Source organism: Pedobacter africanus (genome assembly GCF_040548825.1).
Lineage (GTDB): Bacteria > Bacteroidota > Bacteroidia > Sphingobacteriales > Sphingobacteriaceae > Pedobacter > Pedobacter africanus_A.
Genome location: NZ_JBEPSL010000001.1, coordinates 2,424,395 through 2,448,358 on the forward strand (window position 1 = coordinate 2,424,395; position 23,964 = coordinate 2,448,358).

At 46.0% G+C, this 23,964-nt stretch carries 18 protein-coding genes; 2 read left to right on the forward strand and 16 right to left on the reverse strand.

Annotation, left to right across the window (positions count from 1 at the left end):
• The first annotated feature begins 39 nt into the window (after window positions 1–39).
• Window positions 40–558 carry a transposase gene (locus tag ABIE26_RS09865; protein WP_310137262.1) on the forward strand — a complete coding sequence of 173 codons (519 nt, stop codon included), beginning with the start codon at window positions 40–42 and terminating at the stop codon, window positions 556–558.
• The gene (locus ABIE26_RS09870; protein ID WP_310137258.1) at window positions 555–1,319 is read left to right on the forward strand and encodes an IS3 family transposase; all 765 of its coding nucleotides are present in this window, start codon (window positions 555–557) and stop codon (window positions 1,317–1,319) included. Before ABIE26_RS09865 ends, ABIE26_RS09870 begins: the two co-directional genes overlap by 4 nt.
• Window positions 1,320–1,749: 430 nt before the next feature.
• On the opposite strand, the gene ABIE26_RS09875 is transcribed toward ABIE26_RS09870, so the two are convergent.
• The 16 genes from ABIE26_RS09875 to ABIE26_RS09950 form a co-directional block, all read right to left on the reverse strand.
• Window positions 1,750–2,679, reverse strand: a complete 930-nt coding sequence (locus ABIE26_RS09875; protein WP_310137255.1) for an HTTM domain-containing protein — start codon at window positions 2,677–2,679, stop codon at window positions 1,750–1,752.
• Between the two features lie 19 nt (window positions 2,680–2,698).
• The gene (locus ABIE26_RS09880; RefSeq protein WP_310137252.1) at window positions 2,699–3,169 is read right to left on the reverse strand and encodes a hypothetical protein; all 471 of its coding nucleotides are present in this window, start codon (window positions 3,167–3,169) and stop codon (window positions 2,699–2,701) included.
• A gap of 73 nt (window positions 3,170–3,242) precedes the next feature.
• Entirely contained in the window at window positions 3,243–3,671 is a 429-nt protein-coding gene (locus tag ABIE26_RS09885; RefSeq protein WP_310137250.1) for a hypothetical protein, read from the reverse strand.
• A 105-nt stretch (window positions 3,672–3,776) separates the two neighbouring features.
• Window positions 3,777–6,563: a CHAT domain-containing protein gene (locus tag ABIE26_RS09890; RefSeq protein WP_310137248.1), complete on the reverse strand. Its 2,787-nt coding sequence runs from the start codon at window positions 6,561–6,563 to the stop codon at window positions 3,777–3,779.
• A gap of 6 nt (window positions 6,564–6,569) precedes the next feature.
• Complete coding sequence (locus ABIE26_RS09895; protein WP_310137245.1) at window positions 6,570–7,955, reverse strand: S8 family serine peptidase; 1,386 nt, start codon at window positions 7,953–7,955, stop codon at window positions 6,570–6,572.
• A gap of 27 nt (window positions 7,956–7,982) precedes the next feature.
• Window positions 7,983–8,717 carry a tetratricopeptide repeat protein gene (locus ABIE26_RS09900; RefSeq protein ID WP_310137243.1) on the reverse strand — a complete coding sequence of 245 codons (735 nt, stop codon included), beginning with the start codon at window positions 8,715–8,717 and terminating at the stop codon, window positions 7,983–7,985.
• A gap of 2 nt (window positions 8,718–8,719) precedes the next feature.
• Complete coding sequence (locus ABIE26_RS09905; protein ID WP_310137241.1) at window positions 8,720–9,304, reverse strand: RNA polymerase sigma factor; 585 nt, start codon at window positions 9,302–9,304, stop codon at window positions 8,720–8,722.
• A gap of 68 nt (window positions 9,305–9,372) precedes the next feature.
• Window positions 9,373–11,652, reverse strand: a complete 2,280-nt coding sequence (locus ABIE26_RS09910) for a glycoside hydrolase family 95 protein (protein WP_310137238.1) — start codon at window positions 11,650–11,652, stop codon at window positions 9,373–9,375.
• Window positions 11,653–11,891: 239 nt separating this feature from the next.
• A complete protein-coding gene (locus ABIE26_RS09915) occupies window positions 11,892–12,938 on the reverse strand; it encodes a LacI family DNA-binding transcriptional regulator (protein ID WP_310137236.1) in 1,047 nt (348 codons plus the stop codon).
• Between the two features lie 115 nt (window positions 12,939–13,053).
• Entirely contained in the window at window positions 13,054–14,055 is a 1,002-nt protein-coding gene (locus ABIE26_RS09920; protein ID WP_310137233.1) for a sterol desaturase family protein, read from the reverse strand.
• Window positions 14,056–14,100: 45 nt separating this feature from the next.
• Window positions 14,101–15,033, reverse strand: coding sequence for a sugar phosphate isomerase/epimerase family protein (locus tag ABIE26_RS09925; RefSeq protein ID WP_310137230.1), 933 nt, complete (start codon window positions 15,031–15,033; stop codon window positions 14,101–14,103).
• A gap of 162 nt (window positions 15,034–15,195) precedes the next feature.
• A complete protein-coding gene (locus ABIE26_RS09930) occupies window positions 15,196–16,077 on the reverse strand; it encodes a sugar phosphate isomerase/epimerase family protein (protein WP_310137227.1) in 882 nt (293 codons plus the stop codon).
• A 100-nt stretch (window positions 16,078–16,177) separates the two neighbouring features.
• Window positions 16,178–17,434, reverse strand: coding sequence for an MFS transporter (locus tag ABIE26_RS09935; RefSeq protein WP_310137224.1), 1,257 nt, complete (start codon window positions 17,432–17,434; stop codon window positions 16,178–16,180).
• A gap of 2 nt (window positions 17,435–17,436) precedes the next feature.
• The gene (locus ABIE26_RS09940) at window positions 17,437–18,369 is read right to left on the reverse strand and encodes an ROK family protein (RefSeq protein ID WP_310137222.1); all 933 of its coding nucleotides are present in this window, start codon (window positions 18,367–18,369) and stop codon (window positions 17,437–17,439) included.
• 92 nt (window positions 18,370–18,461) lie between these two features.
• Window positions 18,462–22,532: a hybrid sensor histidine kinase/response regulator transcription factor gene (locus ABIE26_RS09945; RefSeq protein WP_310137218.1), complete on the reverse strand. Its 4,071-nt coding sequence runs from the start codon at window positions 22,530–22,532 to the stop codon at window positions 18,462–18,464.
• 42 nt (window positions 22,533–22,574) lie between these two features.
• Window positions 22,575–23,963, reverse strand: a complete 1,389-nt coding sequence (locus ABIE26_RS09950) for a sulfatase family protein (RefSeq protein ID WP_310137217.1) — start codon at window positions 23,961–23,963, stop codon at window positions 22,575–22,577.
• Window position 23,964: the final 1 nt, after the last annotated feature.

Below are 23,964 nucleotides of genomic sequence, written 5' to 3' on the forward strand. Positions count from 1 at the left end.
CATCGTCACGAAGAAATATTATCATTAAATTTATGTACGATGTCAAAAGAAATAAAAGGTGAAAAGTACGGTAGACATTATTTAGAATCCTTCAAGAAGTCTATAGTTGCCGAGATCGAACGAGAAGGTCATGCCATTAAGATGGTCTGTGAACGCCATAATTTAAGTGTCAACACGGTGCATCGCTGGATAGACAATTATGCCAGTAGCAACTACTTTGAAAGTAAAAGAAAAAGGCGTAGCCCGGCAGAGAAGAACAAGATCATCCGGGAAATCATCTCTGGACGATCAACCATAGGTGAAGCACAACTCAAATATCAGATTGATTGCCGTGACACCATTACTTTATGGCTCAGGGAATATAAAAAAGCTCAGAGGGAACTCTCTGCTATACCTGTAGAAACCAAAGCTGTTACAGATCAGCAGCCAGGGGGAGCTGAGATATTGAAAGAACTGGAGATGGCCAGGGTTAAAATCAGGGCATTAGAAATTATGATTGATATTGCCGGTGACCAGTTCAAAGTGGATATCAGAAAAAAGTTTGGTGCCAAGCAGTGACTCAGCTCATCAGTGAAGAACAGGGCATTAGCATTAAAACGCTATGTTCGCTGTTTGGCAAAAGCAGGAATGCCTGGTATGAGAGTCGTATCAGAATAGAAAAAGATGTGCTGATCAGGGATATTGTCTTGCAGGAAGTGTATACTATCCGTACAGAACTGCCCGGGGTGGGCACCAGAAAACTTCATTTTATGCTAAAGGATATACTTTCTCAGCATGGTATATCGGCAGGCCGGGATTATCTGTTTGATTTGCTTGCAGCGACAGGCTTGCTGGTCACCAGAAGGCGCAGGCGCGTGATTACCACCGATTCCAACCACTGGATGAGGAGATATGATAACCTGATGGCTTTTGAACAGATCACCAGGCCTGAGCAGGTTTGGGTAAGCGACATCACTTATCTCAGGCTCAACAACTCCTTTGTCTACCTGAGCCTGATCACTGATGCTTATTCCAGGCAGATCATGGGGTATCATCTCCAGAATGACCTCTCTGCCGAAGGATGCCTACGGGCTTTAAGAATGGCAATAGCCAAAAGAAAAACGCCAAAGCTGACCTTAATGCATCATTCTGACAGGGGATCCCAGTATTGCAGCAAGGCATACGTAGATGAGCTTAATGGTGAAACCATAGCTATAAGCATGACTAAAAATGGTGATCCTTATGAAAATGCAATCGCTGAGCGGGTAAATGGAATCCTGAAAACTGAGTTTGATCTGGAACGCAGTACAGGAACTTTTGAGCAACTTAAAATCAACTGAACAGAACCATAAATGCCTATAATAACTTAAGACCACATGCCAGTTGTGACTACCTGACTCCTGTGCAAGCGCATCAAAAGCAGGGAGAACTCAATAAACAATGGAAAAACTATAACAAAGAAAGATGGGAACTTAGACAAAAACAACAAAATGCATTGCTATATTCGGAAGGAAATAGCATGTAACCCTTAAACAGGATATGTTAAGTTCAATTCAGGACGATGCCAAATAAATCTAGGACTCATGTAAAGCTATACTAGGACTAGACAACACTTTATCTACGTCGCTTTCTCCTCGGTGTTTCTTCGGAGTTGGTTCGGTTTGGGGCGAGGAAAATGCGAAGCAGGTTCGGCTCAGCTACGCTGCAGCTAGAGTACCTAATAAAAGCAACTTAGGAACAAGGCTAAACTATCAGCACTGCTCCATCAGACTACCGCTTTCCCGTCAGATACATATAATCACTGATCTTATCACTTTCCAAATCATCTGCCGCTGCTACCCTCTTTTGCAGGAACACACCGGCAAAAGCGCTCAGATCAAATACGATCATGATCCAGGCGAACAACTGCAGTCCCATTACCGCACCGATAAACAAATGCATCATGACCACGGCAATCAGCGTTAATTGGTTGATGCGCATGAACCGGATAAATATCAATACCGGGAAAAATGCTTCCACAAAAAGCGTTCCCCAGCTTAAAAGTGCCGACATGCCCGGAAAACTCAGCAGTTTACGGAAGAACGGTGTAAAATCTGTATAAAACTGGGGCTGGTTGATGGCTTTCCAGATGGCAGTTCCCCCCATCCAGTCCTGCCCGCTTTTGGAAACCCCGGCTGTAAGGTATACCACACAAAGGTGCAGCTGCAACACCAGCAGGTAAAGTTTAAGGTTTTCAGTATCTACCGGTCCGGTCCTGCCCATCATTTCATCCACTGCATATACCTTACCTACCGGAAAAACAAAGGTGTAGAACAGCAGCGAGAACAAAAAACCATCGAAGCCAAAGGCCAGCAGGTTATATCCGTTAAATACCATCATATGGATAACCAGACAGACAAAAGCACTGATCCTGGATTGATAGCCAACGAGCAAAGCGCAGGCCGCAACGCCAAAAACCAGGTAAGTGATGCTGAGGAAAAGGTGCTCATTATGAATGTGAAAAAAATCGGTCAGTACCGGAAGTGCCAGTGCATATTTTACGGCCATTGGCTTGGAAAGCACCCCCTGAATAATGCCTTGCTGGCTGAACAGCATGTCCAGGTCATTAAATTCTGCAAAAATTTTAAAAAGCACTGCAATGGCAACCCCCATGCGCAGTATGGCCAGCTGGAAGCCGGGTTTAAGCTGAAAAGATTTCATAATGCTAAAGTTTAAAGATTTATTGGGTATAGGTACCGGTATAAACTTCCCGGTAGGTGGCGGGCGACCGGTTTAAGCGGTAGGCCGTAACTGTAGGCACCTGGTATTCGCCAACCGAGATATGGGCTATAGCAGAGCCGGGATATTTGGCAAAAACATAACTCGCCACAATACGTGACATCAGTTCGTAGGCTTTTCTGTTCCGGAAGGTATGTATGGCGGCCCCGAACCTGCTGTCGAACATACTGGTCCCGGTACCAAACGCATCCTGCCTCAATGTTTTATCAGACTTTAAGGTATAAACTTTAACTACGGTCTGGTTGCCTACATTAGGCGAAAAGAAACTGTAACCAAAGCCACCGCCGGTATAGGATGCATAGGGCAGTACAATGCTGTCTATGGTTTTACTTTTGTACTCAAACAGGTTTGAACCTACAAAAACAAACAGCAAGTGAATGGCGAAAAACAATTTCAGGTGTAGATTTTTCATGGTTTTTAGTTTTAGGTTTTAAAAAGGGGCGGGCTATACGGCCCGCCCCACAATAGGTGATGTAAGGGTCGTTTTATCGCACTACTCTCATCGTCCTGTTGATCTGTACGGTTTTAACAGCTTGTTTCGACAGGTTGGTATTCAGTTTGGAGATGACAGCATCCTGTATTTCCTTGCCCGAGAATACGTTTTTAACCAGGATCACAATGTCGTTGGCTACCACACCACCGCCAACCGGCCGCGAAGATCCACCGATTTTGTCGATACTGCCAATAGCCGCGGTACCATAGGTTTTGGAGCTTAAACGTCCACCTTTTGAGCTGGTAACCGTAAAACGATAGGTAGAGGCATCCTGGCCTTTCAGGCTTTCCAGGATTTTGTCAACTTCGGCCTGTGAAGAAGTATTAACGATCAGACCTTTTGCAGTTTCCTGCTGAGCTTTAACGGTAGTTCCAAACATAACAAATAAAGCTGCACACAATGGGATGAATAGATTTTTCATTTTTTCTGTTTTTTAAGGTTTAAATAATTCAATTTTTATGTTGTCTAGACACACCACATTAGTCGTGGTCTTTACCGGAAGGGAAACAACATTTTAAACTTTTTTTTATTTTTTTCTTTTAAACCAGAAAAACAGCATTGAAATGGCAATAAGCAGAGATCCTGCGATCCAGGAGTAGAAGTTTTTGTCCTCCACAGTGGGCAATGGAGCTGCATCTCCCATCAGAATTGCAGCTGCCCAATAGTAAGGCAGCGTGTGCATCCTGTCCTCATCTCCTATCAGGTCAAGCTTTGCGGTATTCAGGGCTACGTCTTTGGACAGCCCTTCGCGCAGGTGCGCATAAAAAGATTCGGTAAGTTTATAAGTGACCTGATCGTCTACCTGCCACAAACTGGTAATGCTTGCCGGAACGCCAGCTTCCATAAAAGCCCTGGCCATACTGAACACCCCTTCGCCCCTGGCCTGCCTGCCAATGCCCGTATTACAGGCCGATAGCAGCACCAGCTGGGTTCGGTTAAACTGAAGCTTTTGTATTTCCGCAAGCCTGACCGGGGCATCGGCCAGGTACAAAACAGGTTCCTGCGGCGGCTGTCTGTTAACATCCAGGGTATCATAACTGCTTGCATCGGCATGCACATACAGCTGGATCAGGGCATACTTACCTGCATTTTTCAGAAAAGCGGCTTTAGTGGCATCCGCACCGGTTAGTACGAGAGGATCCTTAAATTGCATGGCGATTTTGCGCAGGGAAAGATCAGATCCCCTCAGTTCGGAAAGACCCGATCCTGATGCATAATTTAAAGGTGCAATTCCAAGAAAATCTCCTGAAGCAGCAAGTTCCTGTTGTTTTTTCATCAATATCCTGAAAGTGGGCACATAACTAAAGGCATGCTTTCCCGCCAGGTAGGCCAGGGCTGCTGTACCGGTATCAGAAACAAGCGCTTCAAAGGGGATAAAATGTCCATCCTGCGAAACGACAACGCGGGCAGTAGGTACTGCCAGTGGCTTGAACAAATTGGCATACAAACTGAAAGCGAGCTTCCGGTATTCGGTAAAGTTCTGGTTCAACAGTGCCGGTGAAGCGCATAAGGTCATCAACCGCCTGCTCTGCTGTTCATAATCAGGGTAGTTGATTTTCAGGAGCCTTTGCCTTTGCCCCGAGACCATTAAGGCGTAGATGGTTTTTTGGCCCCGAAAATAGGAAACAAAGGCAGTTTTATCTTTACCCATTTTGCGCCTGACACCGGCGTATGGATATACGGAACGGTCATATTTGTAGCGGTAATAGGCCGGATATTTTCGTTCCAGGGAAGTAATGTAATTTTCCCATTGCTGCTGGGCAGTAAGCCATTTTTCTTTTGCGCGGGCATAAGCCGCTCCCTTTGATGAACCGGTTAGGAACTGATCGCTCAGCATACCTGCCTTTATGCGCAACTGTTTTTCTTTACTCCGCTCCTGTTCCGGCAGCATAGTTTCGGCTCCCGCCTGGTTCAGCTGATCGTTTAACAGTACTGCCCGGCTTTTTTCCAGAAAGTAATAGGCCTTGTCAACTGCTTTCAACTGGTAACAAACCTCCATGCAATGCGCATACATTTCCCTGGTATTTTGTCGCCAGATCAATTTACTTTCGCTGGTGCTCTGTTTCCAGCGCATGAAATCGAGTGACTGGTCTGCCAGTTCAAAGGTACTTAGCGACAGCAGCAGGTCTTCCTTTTTTTGCAATTGTTTATACCTTTCGAGCAGTGCAGCGCCCTTGTTGGACAAGATGGTGACCATAAAATAGTCGTTGGCTACCAGTTTCAGCCGCTGAACATCGGGATTGGCTTTCAAGCTGGTATCTTTAAAGTTTATGGGCAGGGTGTTCAGTGCCCTCTGATAATATTTTAAAGCCTTAGTATAGTCTTTTGCATAGCCATGTACCACACCGATATTGGCGTACAAAGCAGAAAGCTGATATACATCGCCAACTGCAATGGCCAGTTCAATTCCCTGGGCGTAACAAGCCAGTGCCTGTTTGCCCTGCCGCAGTTCATCGGCATACACACAACCCATATCCTGCAGGTCCCTTGCGCTTTGCTCCAGGTTACCATTGGCCTTGTTCAGGGTGAAAGCTTTCCGGTAATACCGTATGGCCAGATCAGGTTTGTGGCTTTTGCTCAATATGGCTGCATATACCGAATAGCAAGTGGCCAGATGCACCGGGTCGTTTGCCGATTTTTCAAGCAGGGCAATGGCCATATTCACATCGGCCTCTGCACTTCCAAAGTGTGAAAGTTCTCCTGCCGCCTGAGCGCGCTGGGCCAGTAAAGCGGCCCGGGCATTCTGATCGCCCGTTATTGCCGCAAACCTGAGCCCTTCATCTGCGGTTTGCACCGCCTCCTGGTAATCCCCTGTCTGGTACCAGGCATAGGCCTGCTGCTCAAAAGCCATGAAAACGATGAAATACTTATCGGGGTACCTGCTGCCTGTGGCAATGCAGCGCGTAAAATAATGATGGGCTTCTTTGAGCAGGTGCAAACGCTTGTAGAACACCCCAAGGTTAAAATAACTGTTGACCAGGAACGAAGGATCGGTACCCGCCTTTCCCGAGGAATTGACCATCACCGCTTCCCTGGTGTAAAACACAGCCTTTTCAGGGTCACCAGCCTTATCGCAGGCATCGCCCAGGCGGTGCACCAGCAATGCATAAGCTGCATTTTTAGGATAATGCGACTTAAACAGCTCTGCCTGTAAAGTTTTAAACAGGCTTATCTTTTTTGCCGGACTATAAGTTACATCGCCATGAATTGCATTGACCTTTTTAACCAGTATACTGTCGGGCATAGCCGTTGCATGCGTCCCGAGGGCCAGCAATACCAGCAACAATATACAAATCTGATGAAAAGGCCGCATACGCTTTTATTTCAGGCAGGATCCGTTTTTCACATACTTTTTGCTCAGCGGGGGCAGGTCGGTCAGTATATTTCCGCTGCCACCGGCAAGCGCCATTGTTTTCAGCGACTGTAAAAAGGTTTGTTTCTGAATACCGGGCACATACAGAGCGGGATCACAATTGGCACCTATGGTACCGCTGGCAATGGCCGTAGCAAAAGATGAACCACTGATAAAAGCACCCGCTACACCGTCAAAGGGTACTTCAAAATCCATTCCAGCCCTTGTAAACTGATCGGCCATTACACCCAGTTCCACAAACTTATTGGAATAGTTTTGCGTAGCACTTACGGTACGCCCATCGGTAGTGGTAGCCACAATTACACTATTGGTGGCTGTACTGAGCTGTGCGGGGTAAAAATTATGAATGGCCAGGTCGCGCAGCTGATCGTCTGTTAAACTGATCCCATATTCTGCCTGATAGATCTGCCTGGCAATTAAATCATCCGCTGCAATCTGGTTGCCGGCAGCCGTAACAAACAAAATGCCTTTTTTTCTGAGCACACCTGTAATGAGCGTTTTCAGGTAGGGTATCGGTGCATCAAAATAGTAGTAAAAGCCCCAGCTGGCATTGATGATCTTCGCCCCTTTGGCGATGGCGAAATTGATGCCGCAAATGATGCTGAACAAGTCGCCCACCCCATTCCGGTCGTGCGTTTTCAGCGCCATGATCTTTAGCCCATTGGTTTTGGAATGTTTGAACTGGTTGATGATATACTGACTTACGATGCTGCCATGCCGGCCCGGGTTATCGTCCTCAAAACTGCCATTGTCCTGCACAAAATTCCAGCCGCTATGCACATCCTGATAACATTTTTCTCCTTTTGTTCCCGCGGCTTCTCTCCACAGGTATTGCGGGTCTGCCAGTTTGGGATCGAAGCCTGTATCCAATACGGCAATCACGATTTCATTTTTCTTACGCTGTGGTGTTTGGTTTCTTCCGGCTTCAAATCCGCGCTTCAGGCTTTCACCGAGTTCTTTTGCTGAGGGGGCCGGCACCTGATTCAGAAAGTTAAGGGAATAAGATTCTCCTACGGTGGTAGCTGCGGGCCCTGATCCGGCCCTGATGGAATTACCGCTGAGCAGGGTATGGATACCTTTGGCCCTCCAGCGCTGCACCGGTATATCGCAATTGCCGCAGCTGTCAATTTGAATGTTATCGGCCTTGAAACCAGCTTTCCTGAAAGATTCGCGAATGGTATTGATGTCTTTTTCTGTCGGTTTTCTTTTGTAAAAGACAATCAGTTCATCCTTGCGGTACGACTGGGTCAGCAATCTTTCCAGTTTCAGGTTCTTCCGGCTGATCCAGGCCGGTCCTGCAGGGCGTTGGGGGTTTTCATTTTGGTGGTTCATTTGGATTAGGGATATAGGGTTCAACCATTATAGCTTTTTCAACCAGTCCTCAGCATCACTTTTTCCGGGCAGGTTCTTTTCAACAACCTCCATCAGGCATTTGCGTGCGGCTGCTGTGTCAGCTGGTTCTGAACGTTTCATCAGTGCTATTGCCTTGTAAAACAGCCCCGGATTGGTAAACAGGTCCATCCCGGCAAGTGCATCAAAACTGGCAATCGCTCCTGTAGCATCGCCTGCCATCAACTGGGCGATACCCAGGTTTTTAACCGCTTCCGCCTTCAGGGAGCTGTCCTTACTTAAGGTTTTAAAAATATGGGCTGCCTCGGTATAACGCCCCTTGTTGAAGGCCGCAATTCCCTGCTGCATCTTTTCCTGTTCCCCGGCACCCATGGTTACCCCCAATTGTTTAAAATGAGTGGCTGCATAAGCGTTGGCCAGATCCCCGGGTTGCTTGTTGCCAAAGAAAATAAGCCAGGCGGCAATTAAGGCTATGCAGGCCGCAGCAGCATACCCTACCAGGTTCTTAAACTGGAAATAAGGCTGTTTTCTGGCTGTCCCCACTTGCATCTCCTGATACAGTCCGGCGAAACGTTCGCGTTTTTGCTGATACAGTTCCTCACGCAGTGCATCGCGCATCATCACATAGTCTGCCACTTCACGTGCAAACAGCGGGTCGCTCAGACAACGTTCTTCAAACCCTGCCCTTGCTTCATCTGGCAATGTATCTTCAAAATAAGCTGCTATGTATGCCTGTTCCTCCATTTTTACATTAAGCTACCGGTCATTAATTTTTTTAATTTATCCAGGCAGCGCAACCTGCTGGTTTTTACCACTTCTGCCGAATTGTACTCCATCATGCCTGCAATTTCTTTGTCGCTGTAACCATCTTCAAAAAAAAGCAGTACCTGTTTGCATTTTTCACCTATTTCCTGAAGCCTTTGCAGCAAACTACTCCGCTGTTCCTTTGCAATCAGCTGCTGCACTACGTTTCTGGCCCCGTCTGGCAGCTCCATCACCAGGCTGTCTATAGACGACGTTCCATGATCGGCTTTTCGTTTATTAGTCGTTTCTTTTCGCAAAAGGTCAACACATTTATTGGAAAAAATCTGATAGGTGTAGGATTTCAGGGTAGACCTTCCTTCGAACTTAGCTGATAAAACCTGCTGAATGATGCTGATGATGGTATCTGAATAGGCACTTGCTGCATCTTCGGTAGTGATGCCATACTTCTTTGTACCATGCTGGATGAGGTAAAAATAGGCCTTGTACAAATCTCTTTCGAAAATTTGCCGTTGTGATCCTCCCGCCTTCAGTCCCTCAATCAATGCAGCATCTGAAACTAAACTCATTTTTATAAGTTATTGCATCACTAATGTTACAATGATAAGGATTAATCTGATGATGTCATTCTTTTAAATCATAATTTTTCCAGGTCCCCGTTAAACTTATAGGTCATTCCTTTCTGTGTGGCAATACTTGTAATTTTGTTACCATAGCGCAACAGGCAAACACCATCTCCTTTCGAGTACACTTCAAATTCTGTCAACACCCCTTTGCTCCACTTAAAATTCAGCAAAAAGCCCCCCCTGGCCCCCATTCCTCTAACTTCCCCTTCAGGTAAACCGGCTGGTAATGCGGGCAGCAGTTCAACGAACTGCGTATGGCTCTGCAAAAGCATTTCTGCAATACCTGCGGCACCACCGAAGTTTCCGTCGATCTGAAACGGCGGATGTGCATCAAACAGGTTCAGGTAAGCTCCTCCTCCTTTTTCAGCCGGACTGATGAGCATTTTCAACATTTTCATGGCATGCTCTCCATCTTTAAATCTCGACCAGAAGTTGATCTTCCAGGCCAGGCTCCAGCCTGTACCTTCATCACCACGATAAATTAAGGATTGCCTGGCCGCCCGCATCAGATCAGGTGTATCCCAGGTAATGTCGTTTCCGGGATGCACGCCCCATAAATGCGAAACATGCCGGTGTTTGCTTGTGGTGTCATCTTTATCTTCCAGCCATTCCTGCAGCTGGTTGTATTTGCCAATCTGGTTGGGGGCAATCAATGTAATTTTCTGCTGCAGGTTTTTCCTGAAAGCTGTGTCTGTTCCCAGCAGCTCGGTTGCCGCAATACAGTTCTTAAAAAGCGTCCGGATGATCTGATGGTCCATGGTTGGTCCGGCTACCAGTCCACCATTTTCGGGCGAATTGGAAGGCGTACTGATCAGCCAGCCCGTTTTTGGGTCTTTAACTAAAAAATCACTAAAAAAGACTGCGGCCTGTTTCATAATCGGATAAGCCTCATTTCTCAGAAAATTAAAATCCTGTGTGAAAAGGTAATGCTCCCACAAGTGCTGACTTAACCAGCCTGCACCGGTTACCCAGATGCCATGATCTGAAGCATTTATGGGTGCGGTACCATTCCAGAGATCGGTATTGTGGTGCAATACCCATCCGTTTGCATTGTAATGTATTCTGGCAGTCTGCGTCCCATTTTTCGCCAGGGCATTTATTTTTTTAAACAGCGGCTGGTTCATTGCGCCCAGATTCAACACCCCTGTTGGCCAGTAGTTCATTTCCAGGTTAATGTTGGTGGTATACTTACTGCCCCAGGGTGGGGTCAGGAGTTCATTCCAGATGCCCTGCAGGTTTGCGGGCTGTGTGCCCGGCCTGGAGCTTGAAATCAATAAATACCGGCCATACTGCATATACAGTGCCGCAAGACCAGCGTCGTCCGAACCGGCAAATTTCTCTATCCGCTCATCTGTAGGCATAGCTGCATACACATCATTTCCAAAACTTACCGAAAAGGCCTGGTAGTATTTCTGGTATTCTTTGACATGGGCAGCTTTAACCTGGGCATAGGTTTTGGTTGTTAAGCCTGTTAGGGTTTTTATACAGGCATTTGCCGGAAGTCCCGTTACATCTTTGTCGTTTACAAAATTGGTTCCTGCCGTCAGGTAAAACGTTACCGCATCAGCAGCTGTAATGCTGATTTTCCCCTGCCCCATCAACAGCTTTCCCCCGGTAATTACCGCCCGCAACTGACTCTCGCCTTTCAGTACACCACCGCTCACCCTTAGGGACAAGGCAAGGGTATTTTCATTTATTTTTTTTAGCATATGGTATTTATGCGGACTGGACAAAGCAGCATCCAGGCTAATATTTGCTTTTTTATCTGCCGTCAAACGGATCACCACTGCCTGGTTGGGTTGCGACACAAAATACTCCCGGAGGTAGTTTACGCCATTCAGGCTATAGGCCGTACTGGCTACGGCGGTATTCAGATCCAGTTTACGTTTATAGTTTGAAGCAGCCGTGGCATCTGTTTTAAAGTCGAGGTACAAGTCTCCAAATGGCTGATAGCTGGCCTGGAATTCTGGCGCAACCTGGGGATCAAGGGGTTTGCTTGTGGTACCCATAAATTTTTCGGCAGCCAGTTTTTCGGCCTCCTGTTGTTTACCTTCAAACAGCAATTGCCTGATCTGCGGCAGGTAAGCGGCCGCTCCCTTATGGTTATAATCCCTTGGGCCGCCCGTCCATAATGTTTCTTCGTTAAACTGAATGCGGTCTTTTTCTATACCACCAAATACCATAGCCCCTAAACGGCCATTGCCTATGGGGAGGGCATCTGTCCATTTTATGGCGGGTTTGGTATAAAAAAGCTGGTAACCGGGTTGCTGGGCAAGAGCATAAATCGTCATAAAAAAGGAGAAAAATACTACTGAAAGCAGTTTTTTTGAGGCATAAACCATGAGACACAGATTAATAATTAATTTAGAGGATCCCCCGAAATAACCCTTACTGCTGCTGTAAATTCCCTTCCGTTACTACAGGAGTTTTAACTTGCCTAAAGTTATTGTTTCCCAACGAGATATCCTTAATTTTTCTCTAACAATTTTTAAGCAGATTTCAGTGACTGAAGCCCAAAAAGTCTTTTAAATTATCCCATGTGACCAGTTATCGTTGAACTCCTGATGAACAATGAAGTTGGAAAAATCACCGTTTCAAATGATTCGGTTCGTTTATTTTCAATCTGGCTGATCAGGAGCTGGGTGGCCTTTGCTCCCATTTCGAATCCCGGCTGGAATACAGAACTTAACGGAGGGTTCAAAATATCTGCCAGGTGGGTATTGGTGAAACCCAGGAGCCCCAGCTCTTCCGGTATCCTGATCCCGTTTTTTTTCAGCAGCGCCAATGTTGTGGTCGTGATCCTGTCGGAAGCGGTAAAAATAGCATCTGGCTTGTTATCAACGTTTAACAATTCTGCCAGGGCATCTTTTATCTCCTCATCATTTTTTCCGCCATGCGGGCAATATTTAATATATTGCTCATCCAATTCTATGTGATGTTCCTGCAAGGCCAGTTTGTAGCCCTGTAAACGCTCGGCAGTAATCGATGCATTGGCAGAGCTGGTAATGTGTGCTATTTTCCGGTATCCGGACCGAATCAGGTGGCAGGTGGCCTCGTAAGCACCTTTTAAATTATCGGCTATAACTTTATGTGCCTCAATTTTGTCGCTTACACGATCAAAAAGTACAATCGGCAGGCCCCTGGCTTTCAGCTCAAGTAAGTGTTCCGCATCCTGGGTTTCTGTCGTAACAGAAATCAGGAGTCCGTCTATTGATTTGCTGTAAAGATCTCTTACGTTACGCAGCTCATATTCATAAGATTCATGTGTCTGCGTGATGATAATGCTGTAGCCCTTTTCATCAGCTATAGACTCGATACCGTTGATTACCTGGGCAAAAAACGGGTTGTCTATTTCTGAAACAACAACACCTATTGAACGGCTCCGCCCATACCTCAAACTCCTTGCAGCGAGGTTCGGATGGTAATTCAACTCCCTTGCACAGTCGGCAACTAATTTCTTTGTCTTTCCGCTAATTTCATGACTGTCCCTTAATGCTTTAGATACAGTGGATCTGGACAATCCGGTCTTATCGGCAACATCTTGTAAGGTCACAGCTTTCTGATGTAATTGAGTCATACCGCAAAGTTAAAAAAATAGACGCCTTTACACCCCTGTAGCCTTGGGATATCTATTTCTTCAGCATCAATGATCTGCATGCCTGAGACAACAACAAAGCCGGAGCCGATAAGCTTTATTTATCTTTGTCCTTACGCTCACCCTCAATAAATGCTGTTCTTGTAATTTTAGCAGTTTTATGATCTCCGGAATGGCTCCATCCGGGGGGCATAACGATGTACAGCAATTTGTTTTTTAAGCCAGGGGCAGCAGCAATATCCTTTCCCAGGCAAACAAATTCCCCGAAATACACATCCCATAAACTGTTGGGGTTCATTTCCCTGGTGATGCCATATTCTATTTTAATGTCCATCCTTTCATTCTGATAAGTACCAAAAACATGGTCCCAGATGTTTAACAGGTTGCAGAAATTCGTGTCCATATACAATGGATTTTTTGCATGGTGTACACGGTGATGTGATGGCGTTAGCAAAATGTGGTTTAAGAAACCCAGCCTGGCGTCTTTCAGTATATTTTCGCCGATATGAATAAAAGATCCCCAGAAACCATCGATGAACATGATAAAAAACAGTAGCGCCGGATTAACGCCCAGTAAAATGCAAATTGAGGTGCGCACCACATCGGCATAGGGTGCTTCCAGGAAGAAATGGGCAAAATTAACAGAAAGGTTCATTTGCTGTGGTGCATGATGGGTGGAATGGAGGCACCAAAGGATCCGGACTTTATGTCCGAGGGCATGGTAAACAAAATGAGAAAACTCCCATATGATGTAACCATAAATGAGCCAGTACCAGGTAAAAGTTGTGGTAAAAACAGCCCATTTTTCGAGCAGGCCAATGCAAAATGTTACTGCGGCAATTGAAATGAAGTTTGAAACGAAACGGTTTAGTACAAATACCAGGAAGGGGATCTTATAGTCCTCTATCTTAAATCGCTTATAAAAGAAGGCCCGAAGAATTTCAAAAAGCAATAGAAATGGGATAAGGGCTCCCATTACCATTTGTATTCCGCCAAGGGTAGACAAAGCGCTGTAATCGCCGGACTGTACCATCTTTATGATGCCACCGATGCCAAAGAACCCTATAATTTCATTGTATAATGTCTGCAAAATATCCATCTGACTAATTTTAGGTGCTGATTGTTTATTAAATTATTAAAAAGCTTACAGGTATCTTTTTTTCCAGGCCTGCATCATAAACACATTTATTGCCCATTGATCGGCGATGGGCTGGTTGGTAAAAGGAATGGTTGGCATATAAGCAGGCGGGCCAAACTCTGTAAGCATAGTCAGTGTTTTGCCCTGTTCTTTTTTTAAAGCCACTACCTTATCCCACCATGCAAAATGTGCAGCTACAGCAGCTTTCCATTCCGGGGCGCGCGGATCGCTTACCTGTGGGCCCTGGGCATGGCCAACCCTGGAATGCACATGGTCTGTTCTTGAAATTGCCAGGTCAACCGTCTGCTGTTGATCTTCAAGCAGGCTTTCGCTCACGTTACACCAATGCGAAATATCAAGCGTAAGCCTCAGATCAGGATTTCGCTGCAGGTAAGGCAAAGATGCCGGGGCTGAATAAAGCATCCTCGACCGGTGTGTTTCGTGGTAAATAGGCACACCTGTTTTTTGGGTGTAATGAATGGTAAAGTCAATGAATTTTTTATTTTCATCGTAGGTAAAAAAGTCTTTTCCTGAATGGACATTAATGTACAGCGGTGGCTGATAGGCGTTCCCTGCTGCTTCGGCCAGTACTTTTTGAAATGTGGTAAAATGAACCCCGGGCTCAGTTTCGTCTCCACGGCAAAGAAAGCCTACGCTGAGCTGGTATTCCCGAAGCGCGTTGAACAATGCTTTTTGAGTGACCTGGTCTGATGGCCATAAAATTTCCACACCATCATACCCGTCTTTTTTTGCTTTCTGGCAGAAGTCGGTTACATTGCCATTAAAGCCCCAGTAGGGTGCCATAATTTTCAAATCAAAACCCTTCGCCTCATTTCCGGGCAAACGATTGGCTGATCCGAAGCCATCCAGCGATGTTAAAAACAGCGCTGTTGTGACAGTCATGCTGTCCTCAATAAAACGTCGTCGATTGTAGCTCATATTTATCTTTTGAAAATTGAAAATACAATATTTTTATTAATTGTACATACAATTGTACATATAAGATTTATCAACTCTTGCGGCGATGCAGATTGGATAAAAAAAGAGGAGTGCTTTGGGCACTCCTCTTGCTGAAAGTCCGGAATATCCGGCGATGGTCAGTTACAATTTAGATACCAGGTTGCGGAAGTTAACTACACTGGCGGCAACGTCAGCGCTGTTGCTTTTCCAGTTGTATTCATATTCAGCTGAGATAGCCCCTTTAAAGTTTTGTCGCTTTAGCTCTGCAATAACAGCCGGGATGTCAGCAACACCTTCTCCCCAATGTACATCATGCCCCCCCTTACCTTTTTCATGAAGATCTTTCATGTGTGAGTGCAATACGTGTCCGTCAAGTTTTTTCAGGCATTCAACCGGATCTAATCCTGAACGTACCCAGTGACCGATATCAGCACATGCGCCCAGGCGTTTGCTTTTTCCTTTGATGGCCTTTAATACCACCTCAGGATTCCAGTAATGAGAGGGATCCGGGTGATTGTGAATGGCAACATTGATCTGGTATTTATCGCATAGGTCGGATATCAACTGCAAATCTTTTTCATTAGGCTCTGAAGTAATGGTATGAATACCCATTGCCTTGCAGAATTCAAATAACTTAATCCAGTCAGCTTCGCTCTTAGCAGCGGTAACACCAAATGCCACGACTTTTACATGATTTTCTTTAAGTTTCGCTAACACAGATTTTCTTTTAGCCTCATCCATATCCGGCCCCATTGTTCCTTCTATACCGCCACCAATCTTCTGGCCCGGGTAAGCCTCCACATACCTTAAGTTACAGCTATCGATCTTTTTAATTGCCTCGGTAAATGTGAACAATCGGAAAGTATAGGCCTGAGCACCAAGTTCCCAACCTAATTTTGCCTCAGGATTTTTAATGGAAACATTAGAAGCGCCTGTTTTTACACTTTTACAAGCGGTAAGACAAGCCAGTAAGACAGCCGTTGTTTGTAGTTTTAAAGCAAATCTATTTTTTAATAAATTCATATCCGGTTAGTTAATGTTTGACAATTCTCTGGGTTACATTTGTTATGCTGTCTTTCCAAAATGATATTCGGTAAGAAGAGCGTAGCAATATAGTTATTATTTATTTTCTTCCCAGCAGCTGTTTCAGGCTAACCGTTTTGTTGTTTACAATAGGTTTGGCATAAAAAGCCAGGAACAGGATATAAGCGAGGGTAATGTACAGGAACATCAATGCAAAGCGCAGGCCTATCCAGTCGCCCAGCGAGCCAATGATCAAAGGCACCAGTGCGCCCCCAAAAATACCCGAACACAATATCCCCGAAAAGGAACCATGGTGCTGTACCACCGAATTCAGGGCCAGTGAAAAGATAATAGAGAACATCACTGAAATGAAAAAACCTGCAGCCGGAAAAGCATAAACCGCCAGTTCTTTACTGCCAAATAAGGCTATGGAAAGCACCCCTACGGCAATAAGTGTGGCCACTTTCAGCACTGCCCTGGAGTCCCAGAGTTTTAACAGGGCAAGTCCGAGCAGGCAGCCTAACGACATCAGGCCCCAGAACCAGGCCACCGCCTGCGCGCCTTCCTTATTGGGATCTACCTGGTGATAGCTCCTCAAGAATTCCGACATCCAGTTGGCCAATGCCTGTTCTGTACCTACGTAGGCTACAATTCCGAGAAAAAACAAGATTACATCCCTGTTTTTTAACAGTCCGAGGTAAACACTGCCGGCACCCGATTTTTCATCATCCTTTAACTCTACCACCGGCATTTTGATAAAGGAAAGCAATACCAGGATCAGTAAAAAGATAAAGCTGAACAGCCAGTACAACGCTGTCCAGGACAAGCCGTCTTTAACCAGGCCTGCCAGCATGCCAATAAAAGGGTTCTGAACCGGGCTTGCCGACAGTTCGGCAAGCAGGTACGAAAATACAAAAGGGCTGATAAAGGAGGCCAGGCCAAACACCAATTGCCCCAGTACCGAAAAGAAGGCAAAATTCTCTTCGCCGCCTGAAGTACGCATCAATGGATTGATGATCACCTGCAGCATGGCCATCCCTATGCCTATGATAAACAGCGAAGCCAGGGCTATCCCGTATTGCGGATATAGTCCAAAGGCAATAGCGCCAATAAAATTCAGGGAGAAAGCAATGAGCATGGATTTCTTCTCGCCCAGCTTTTCGATCATGATCCCCGAAGGGATAGACATGATCCCGTAGGCCAGAAAAAATGAAAAAGGCAGAAATGCCGCCATTGTAAGGCTCAGTTTGTAGGTTTGGATAATGATGGGCATTAAAGGCCCCAGAATATTGGTTACAAAGGAAATCACAAACCAGATGAGCAAAATCACGCCGACCAGGAAATTGTTACGCTGCATATTTAGTTTTTTAAATGGTTAAAATTTGAAAACACCCTGGCCGCGCAGCCCAGCAAACCAGCCTGGTTGCCTAATCTTGCCGCTACAATACGGGTATATTGACTAGTTCCGGGCATTGCCATCTGCAATACCCTTTTGCTGATCTCCTCTATGTAAAAATCACCGGCTTCGCTGATCCCCCCACCTATCACAACTTTTTGCGGGCTAAAAACATTGATAAAGCTGGCAACACCGGCTGCCATATAATCAAAATGTTTCCCCATGGCTTTCAGGGCCTGCGGTTCGTTTGCACGGTAATTCTCTACAATCATCCTCCCGGTAATGCCCGAAGCATCGGTCCCATGCATAGCCGCATAATCCTCAATCAGTGCCGCAACAGAGGCATAGGCCTCAAAGCAGCCCGAGGCCCCGCAACTGCATTTGACGCCGCCATGCTGTATGGTGATGTGCCCCAGCTCTGTCCCCCTGTTTTTATAGCCCCCATACAGCTTGCCTTCTATGATCAGCCCCCCGCCTATACCGGTTCCCACTGTAATGAAAACCACGTCTGAGCAGTTGTCTGCCGATCCGTAGATCAGCTCGCCCCAGCCCATCATATTGGCATCGTTGTCGATCACCACATTCAGGTGTGTAGAAGCAGCTATGATGCTGCCCAGGTCCAGGTTTTCAAAGCCGGGCAGGTTGTCGGCCCCGCCAATTACAATATTGTTGTCTACAATACCCGGAAAGCCAATGCCCACACCCAGTACTTTTTCTGGTGATTGTTCAATACACTTGCGTATGGCCGCATGGATAAAGGCAATGACCTCCCCTTCGGTTAAAACATTGTTCAATGGAAATAAAAAGGAATAGATAACTTCTCCGGCACTGTTTACCAGTCCGCATTTCAGGGATGAGCCGCCAACATCAATTCCGATAGCGTAAGATTTTTTCAATTTTTCTAAAGGTTTATAAAATCGAAATTACCCCGAAAGCCCCCAAAAGGGTTTCAATATTGTCTTTTATGATTTAGATTTTGTACTAAAACTCAGGAATTTCGCTCCAGATCCTTTTTTGCAAGGTACTCGGTAGGCATGCAATCGTAATATTGCTTAAAGGCAGTAGAAAAATAAGATGGAGAATTGAAACCCGACATGTAAGCCACCTGTGCAATGGTATATTGCCTGGATTCCATCAGTTCCACCGCTTTCTTAAAGCGGATCCTTTTGATAAAATCAGTAGCAGACTCGCCGGTAATGGCCTTTAATTTCAGGTACAGGTTAGAGCGGCTCATGCCAATCTCCCTGCTGAATTTGTCTACAGAGAAATCCGACTCGGTAATGTGGTTTTCAATAATGGCAATGGCCTCCCTTAAAAAGTCTTCATCCAGTGTATTAAAGGCAATGTTTTCAGGAATGATCTCTGTAGAGCTGGAATAATATTCCTTAAGCCTTTTGCGTGAGCGGACGATATTCTGGAGCTTGGCTTCCAGCAGAGCGATGGAAAAAGGTTTGGTTACATAATCGTCTGCACCTACCTCCAGGCCTTTGATCTGGTGGTCGGTTTCGTTTTTAGCGGTAAGCAGCACAACAGGGATATGACAGGTCTGGATGTTCTGTTTTATTTTTTTACAGAAATGTATGCCGTCCAGTTCCGGCATCATCACATCGCAGATAATGAGGTCTACCTGTTCTTCTTCCAGCAGCTCCAGCGCCTCCCGACCATCGTAAGCTGTGCTGACCTGATACGTATGGCTAAAATAGTTGCTCAGGTAAGCCACAATTTCCCGGTTATCGTCTATAACCAGCAGTTTCTCCTTTTCAACAGCAGGATCTTCCTTAGTGGTTTCAGCCAGTTCCGGCTCCTCAGTTTTATAGGGTTCATTCTCTACAGAAAGTGCGTAATTTACGTTCTCCGTATGTTCATCGGCGTCATATTGTTCATCGTCTACCGGCAGGCTTACCAGGAAACTGGCCCCCTCGCCCAATGCACTGTCTACAGTGATCTGGCCGTGGTGCAGCTCTACCAAACGCCGGGTAAATGCAAGTCCAACCCCCGAACCCAGGTTCATTTCCTGTCCGTTTACCTGGTAAAAACGGTCAAATATTCTGTCCTGATGCTGGGGATCAATCCCTATTCCGGAGTCGCTGACCTTTATCAGCGCATTTCCGTTCTTTTTAGAAAGCTCAACCGCAATTGTCCCGCCCGCCGAAGTGTATTTAAAGGCATTGGAAAGCAGGTTAAACAAGATCTTTTCAATGGCATCCTTATCGAAATAAAAAGACAGCTTGGCTTCAGTAGAATTGAAGGTGTATTTGATGTGGTTTTTATCAGACAAGGTAACAAATGAACTGTATACCTCGTGGATAAAGCTGACCATATCGGCTTTGTTTACCTTTAGTTTTTTGGTACCCAGTTCGGTCTTCTTGAATTCAAACAGCTGGTCTACCAGGTGATACAGCCGCTTGGCATTCAGCAGCATCATTTCATGGTGCTTGCGGAGCGACTTATCGGCCGAAGGTTTGCTCAGTATTTCTTCCAGCGGTGCCAGGATCAGGGTTAACGGCGTCCTGAATTCATGAGAAACATTGGTAAAAAAGTCCATCTTCATCTGGTTGATGTAGTTTACTTTTTCCCTTTCCATACGTTCCAGTTTCAGCTGGTGCAGTGTCCTGATCCTTTCTGAAACCACTTTGTAGACCATATACCCTGCGCCCGCTGCAAGCATAGATACCAGCAGGTAAAACCAGTTGCTGTTCCACCAGGGTGGCAGCACCACAATTTCCAGACTTTTTACCGCACTGCTTTCGCCCAGCGGACCAATGGCCTTTACATGAAACATATACGTTCCGGGCTGCAGATTGGTATAACTGGCTTTAGACACATTTTCTGTCAGCTGCCAGTCGGTATCGAAGCCCTCCAGTTTATACTGGTATTTCGTTTTATTGGGGGCGATATAGTTAAAAGCATTAAAAAAAATGCTGAACTGTTTCAGGTCATGCCTGAAAGTAAGCTTTTCGGCCTGGTCTATATGCCGGTCCAGCACATCGTAGCCATCATCAGGCACCACAGTTTTGTTAAACACTTCCAGCCCGGTAAAGGTCACCTTCAGCTGCTGCTTGTTTTGTTTTAAATCTTTAGGATAGAAATAGGAAATCCCGTTGATACCTCCGAAAAGCATCATGCCGTCTGATGCCTTACAAAAGGCATACAGGTTAAACTGGTTGTTCTGCAGGCCGTCTTTATTGTCGAATACCTGTACCTGACGGGTATCCGGATTAAACTTAACCAGGCCTTTATTTGTAGAAATCCAGAGCAGTCCTTCATCATCCGGCTGAATGCCATAAATAGTGCCTTTCAGAAAATCCTTACGCATGTTAAAGCTGATAAAAGAGCGGGTCCCCTCATCAAAAAGGTTCAGTCCGTCACGTGTACCCACCCATATCCTTTGTTTTTTATCCTCGGCAATACAATTGACCACATCATTGCTCAGTATACTGCCCGGAAAAGGATCGAAAAGCATATTGTCCGGATAAAAAATATTTACCCCATCCGTTGTACCTATCCAGATCCTGTTTTTGGAATCTTCCAGCAAATAGGTCACCTCGTCAGAAGTCAAACGTTTCCCGGCTTTATCCATATAAATATGGGAAAAGGAATTGCTGCTGGTATTGAACTGGTCGAAACCGGTCCTGGTACCCACCCAGATCCTGTTCTGGCGGTCTTTCAGCAAAGCATATACCATGTCGCCGCTGATACTCTCCGGGTTGGCGGCCGAATGCCGGTACACCCTGCTGCTTCCGCTGGCAGGGTCCAGTAAATTCAGCCCTGCATTATGCGTGCCGATCAGCAGTTTCCCGCCCGGGTCAAAAGCAATCGATTTAATGTTATTTGAACTTAAAGAACCTGTACCTGATTCCTTATAGGTATAATATTTAATGCTGCCGGTTTTTCTGTTCCAGTAATTAAGGCCCTTATCATTGGTACCAATCCAGAAATTACCGCTTTTATCCTGACGGATGACATTGACCACCTGATCGTTCAATGACACCCCTCCTGTATTCTGGTTCAGCAGGTTAAACTTAATGTCGTTCTGATGGTAATAGTTGATGCCCCCGTAAAATGTCCCCATCCACATACCGTTCTGTTTATCACGGTAAACACAGCGTACCGAATTCTGGTTAAGGGTATAAGGTATGGACGACTGGTGGTAATAATTCTGAAAAACGCCTGTTTCAGGGTCAAGGATAGAAAGCCCTCTGAAGGTACCGAGCCAGATGTTTCCCTGGGTGTCCTTGCTGATGCCCCTTACATCGTTATCGGCAAGGCTTAATGTTTGGGTTACCTGGTGCAGGTATTGACTGGTATTCCCGTTAAGCAGGTTGTATTTAATCAGGCCGTTGCCTTCCGTTCCTATCCACAGCCACTGCCCCTCCATAAACAATTCGTTGATCCTGGGTTTGCTTGCACCCAGGTTTATTGCAGAAAGTTTCCGGGTACCTGCATTCATTTTAAACAAACCTACATCTGTACCTACCAGCAAGGTATTTTTGAGTAAAGCCAGGTGGGTAACGCTTTTTATGCCATGGGCAGATGCATCAAAATTCACCTGTTTGAACTGATCCGATTGCTGGTCCAGGTAAAACAATTCGCCTGAAGTGGAACTGGCCCAAACCAGCTTTCCTGCATCCTCGATGATCGAGGAAATGTACCATTCCCCGGATTTTCGCGGCAGTTTATAGTTCTGAAAGTTATTGCTGGTATAATCGTACCTGCTCACACCCTGGTTGCCGCCTATCCAAAGCGCCCCTTTATGGTCCAGGTAAATGCTACGGATGTAGTTAGACTGTAAACTGTTTTTATCGCCTTTAGATGGCCTGTAAACGGCAAAACTCTCTCCGTCGTAACGGTTAAGCCCATCCTGTGTGGCCATCCACATAAAGCCCAGGGTATCCTGAACAATGGCAAATACAGTGCTTTGCGAAAGTCCTTTATCTACAGAAATACCCCTGAAATAACGCTTTATCCCATTCACTGGCATGTCCTGGGCAAAGCCGGCATAAACCAGGCCCACCAGTACTACCAGCAAACTACAACCGTATAAAGCAGCCCTTCTCATGATACCCCCCGTTTAAAATCGTTGAATATACGCTTTTTTTCTCTATCTGACCAAAGCGTTAAAGGAGTCGCCATGTGCTTTGGTCCAGTTTTTCAGGTAGCTGCGCATCTGGTTCAGGGTCTTTTTGCCTGCCGGTTTAACCGCCAGGTTATCCATTTCTCCCGGATCATTTGTCAGGTTAAACAGCTGTTCCCTGATCTCTCCTTTATCGTAAACTATATATTTAAAATCTTTGGTAATCACCGCTCTGCCCCTGATGCCCAGCAAACGCTCGTTGTCTGCAAAGTCGGTTTCTATGACCAGCGTATCGCGCAGTTTTAAAGCCGGGTTGGCCACACGTCTGCTCAGGTCAAGTCCTTTTAAGCCAGATGGTTTAGGAATTCCGGCAAAGCCGCATATGGTTGGAATGATATCAATGCCATTACACACCAGCTGATCGTCGGTCCGGGCTTTCCACTGCCCTATTCTGGAAATGATGAAAGGGATTTTTGCCGACTCTTCGTAAAGCACCTGTTTCTGGTTCCATTCGTGTGCAGCGTAACCATCACCATGATCACTGGTAAAAATGATGATGGTATTGTCTTCAATCCCATATTTTTTCAATGAGCCCAATACCATGGCGATATAGTTATCCACTTTCTCTACCAGGCGGTTATACGCCCAGCGGTATTTGCGCCATTGGGTCTCGTTCCAGCCTACAGCAGAAGGATAGGTGCGCAGGTTCGACTGCTGCTGCTCCCTTACAATTGCCGGCTCATGTGCCGGAATGCGCCAGTTGGCAGGCAGTTTGGGGCATTGCGAAGTATCGGGTGCGGCGTCCAGTACGTCCATTTTCAATTCGTCGCCCCTGGCCCATTCACAGATGTCGTGCGGGTTCAGAAATGAGGCCACCAGCAGGAAAGGATTGTTTTTGTTCTTTTTAATGAAAGCAGCGCAGCGCGATGGTGTAACTGCATCAGTATAATCACCCGGCCCCGTATTTTCAATGGTTTCAAAACCGTGCTGTGAAACCTTGCTTACAGGAACAGGCAGGTGCCACTTGCCAACATAGCCGGTTTTGTAGCCTCCTGCCTTAAATATTTTGCCCATCATCAATACGGAGTCTGCCCATTGCCCGTCTTTTTCAGGCGAGTTTCCTGTAAAGCCCGTCTCATGCGGCATCTTACCGCTGAAAATGGCCGATCTGGAAGGTGTGCACAGGGGCTGCGCACAGTAAGCCCGCGTAAAACGGGTACCATTGGCTGCCAATACATCCATGGCAGGCGTATTCAGGTCCTTATTTCCGGCATTGCTCATGGCATCGGCGGTCTGCTGATCGGTCATGATAATGATCACATTTGGCCGGGAAGACTTTGGCGCCTGGGCACCTGCTTGTACGGCGGCTGCAAACAATGCCGTAAACATCCAGCCCTTTATGGTGTATTTCTTCATT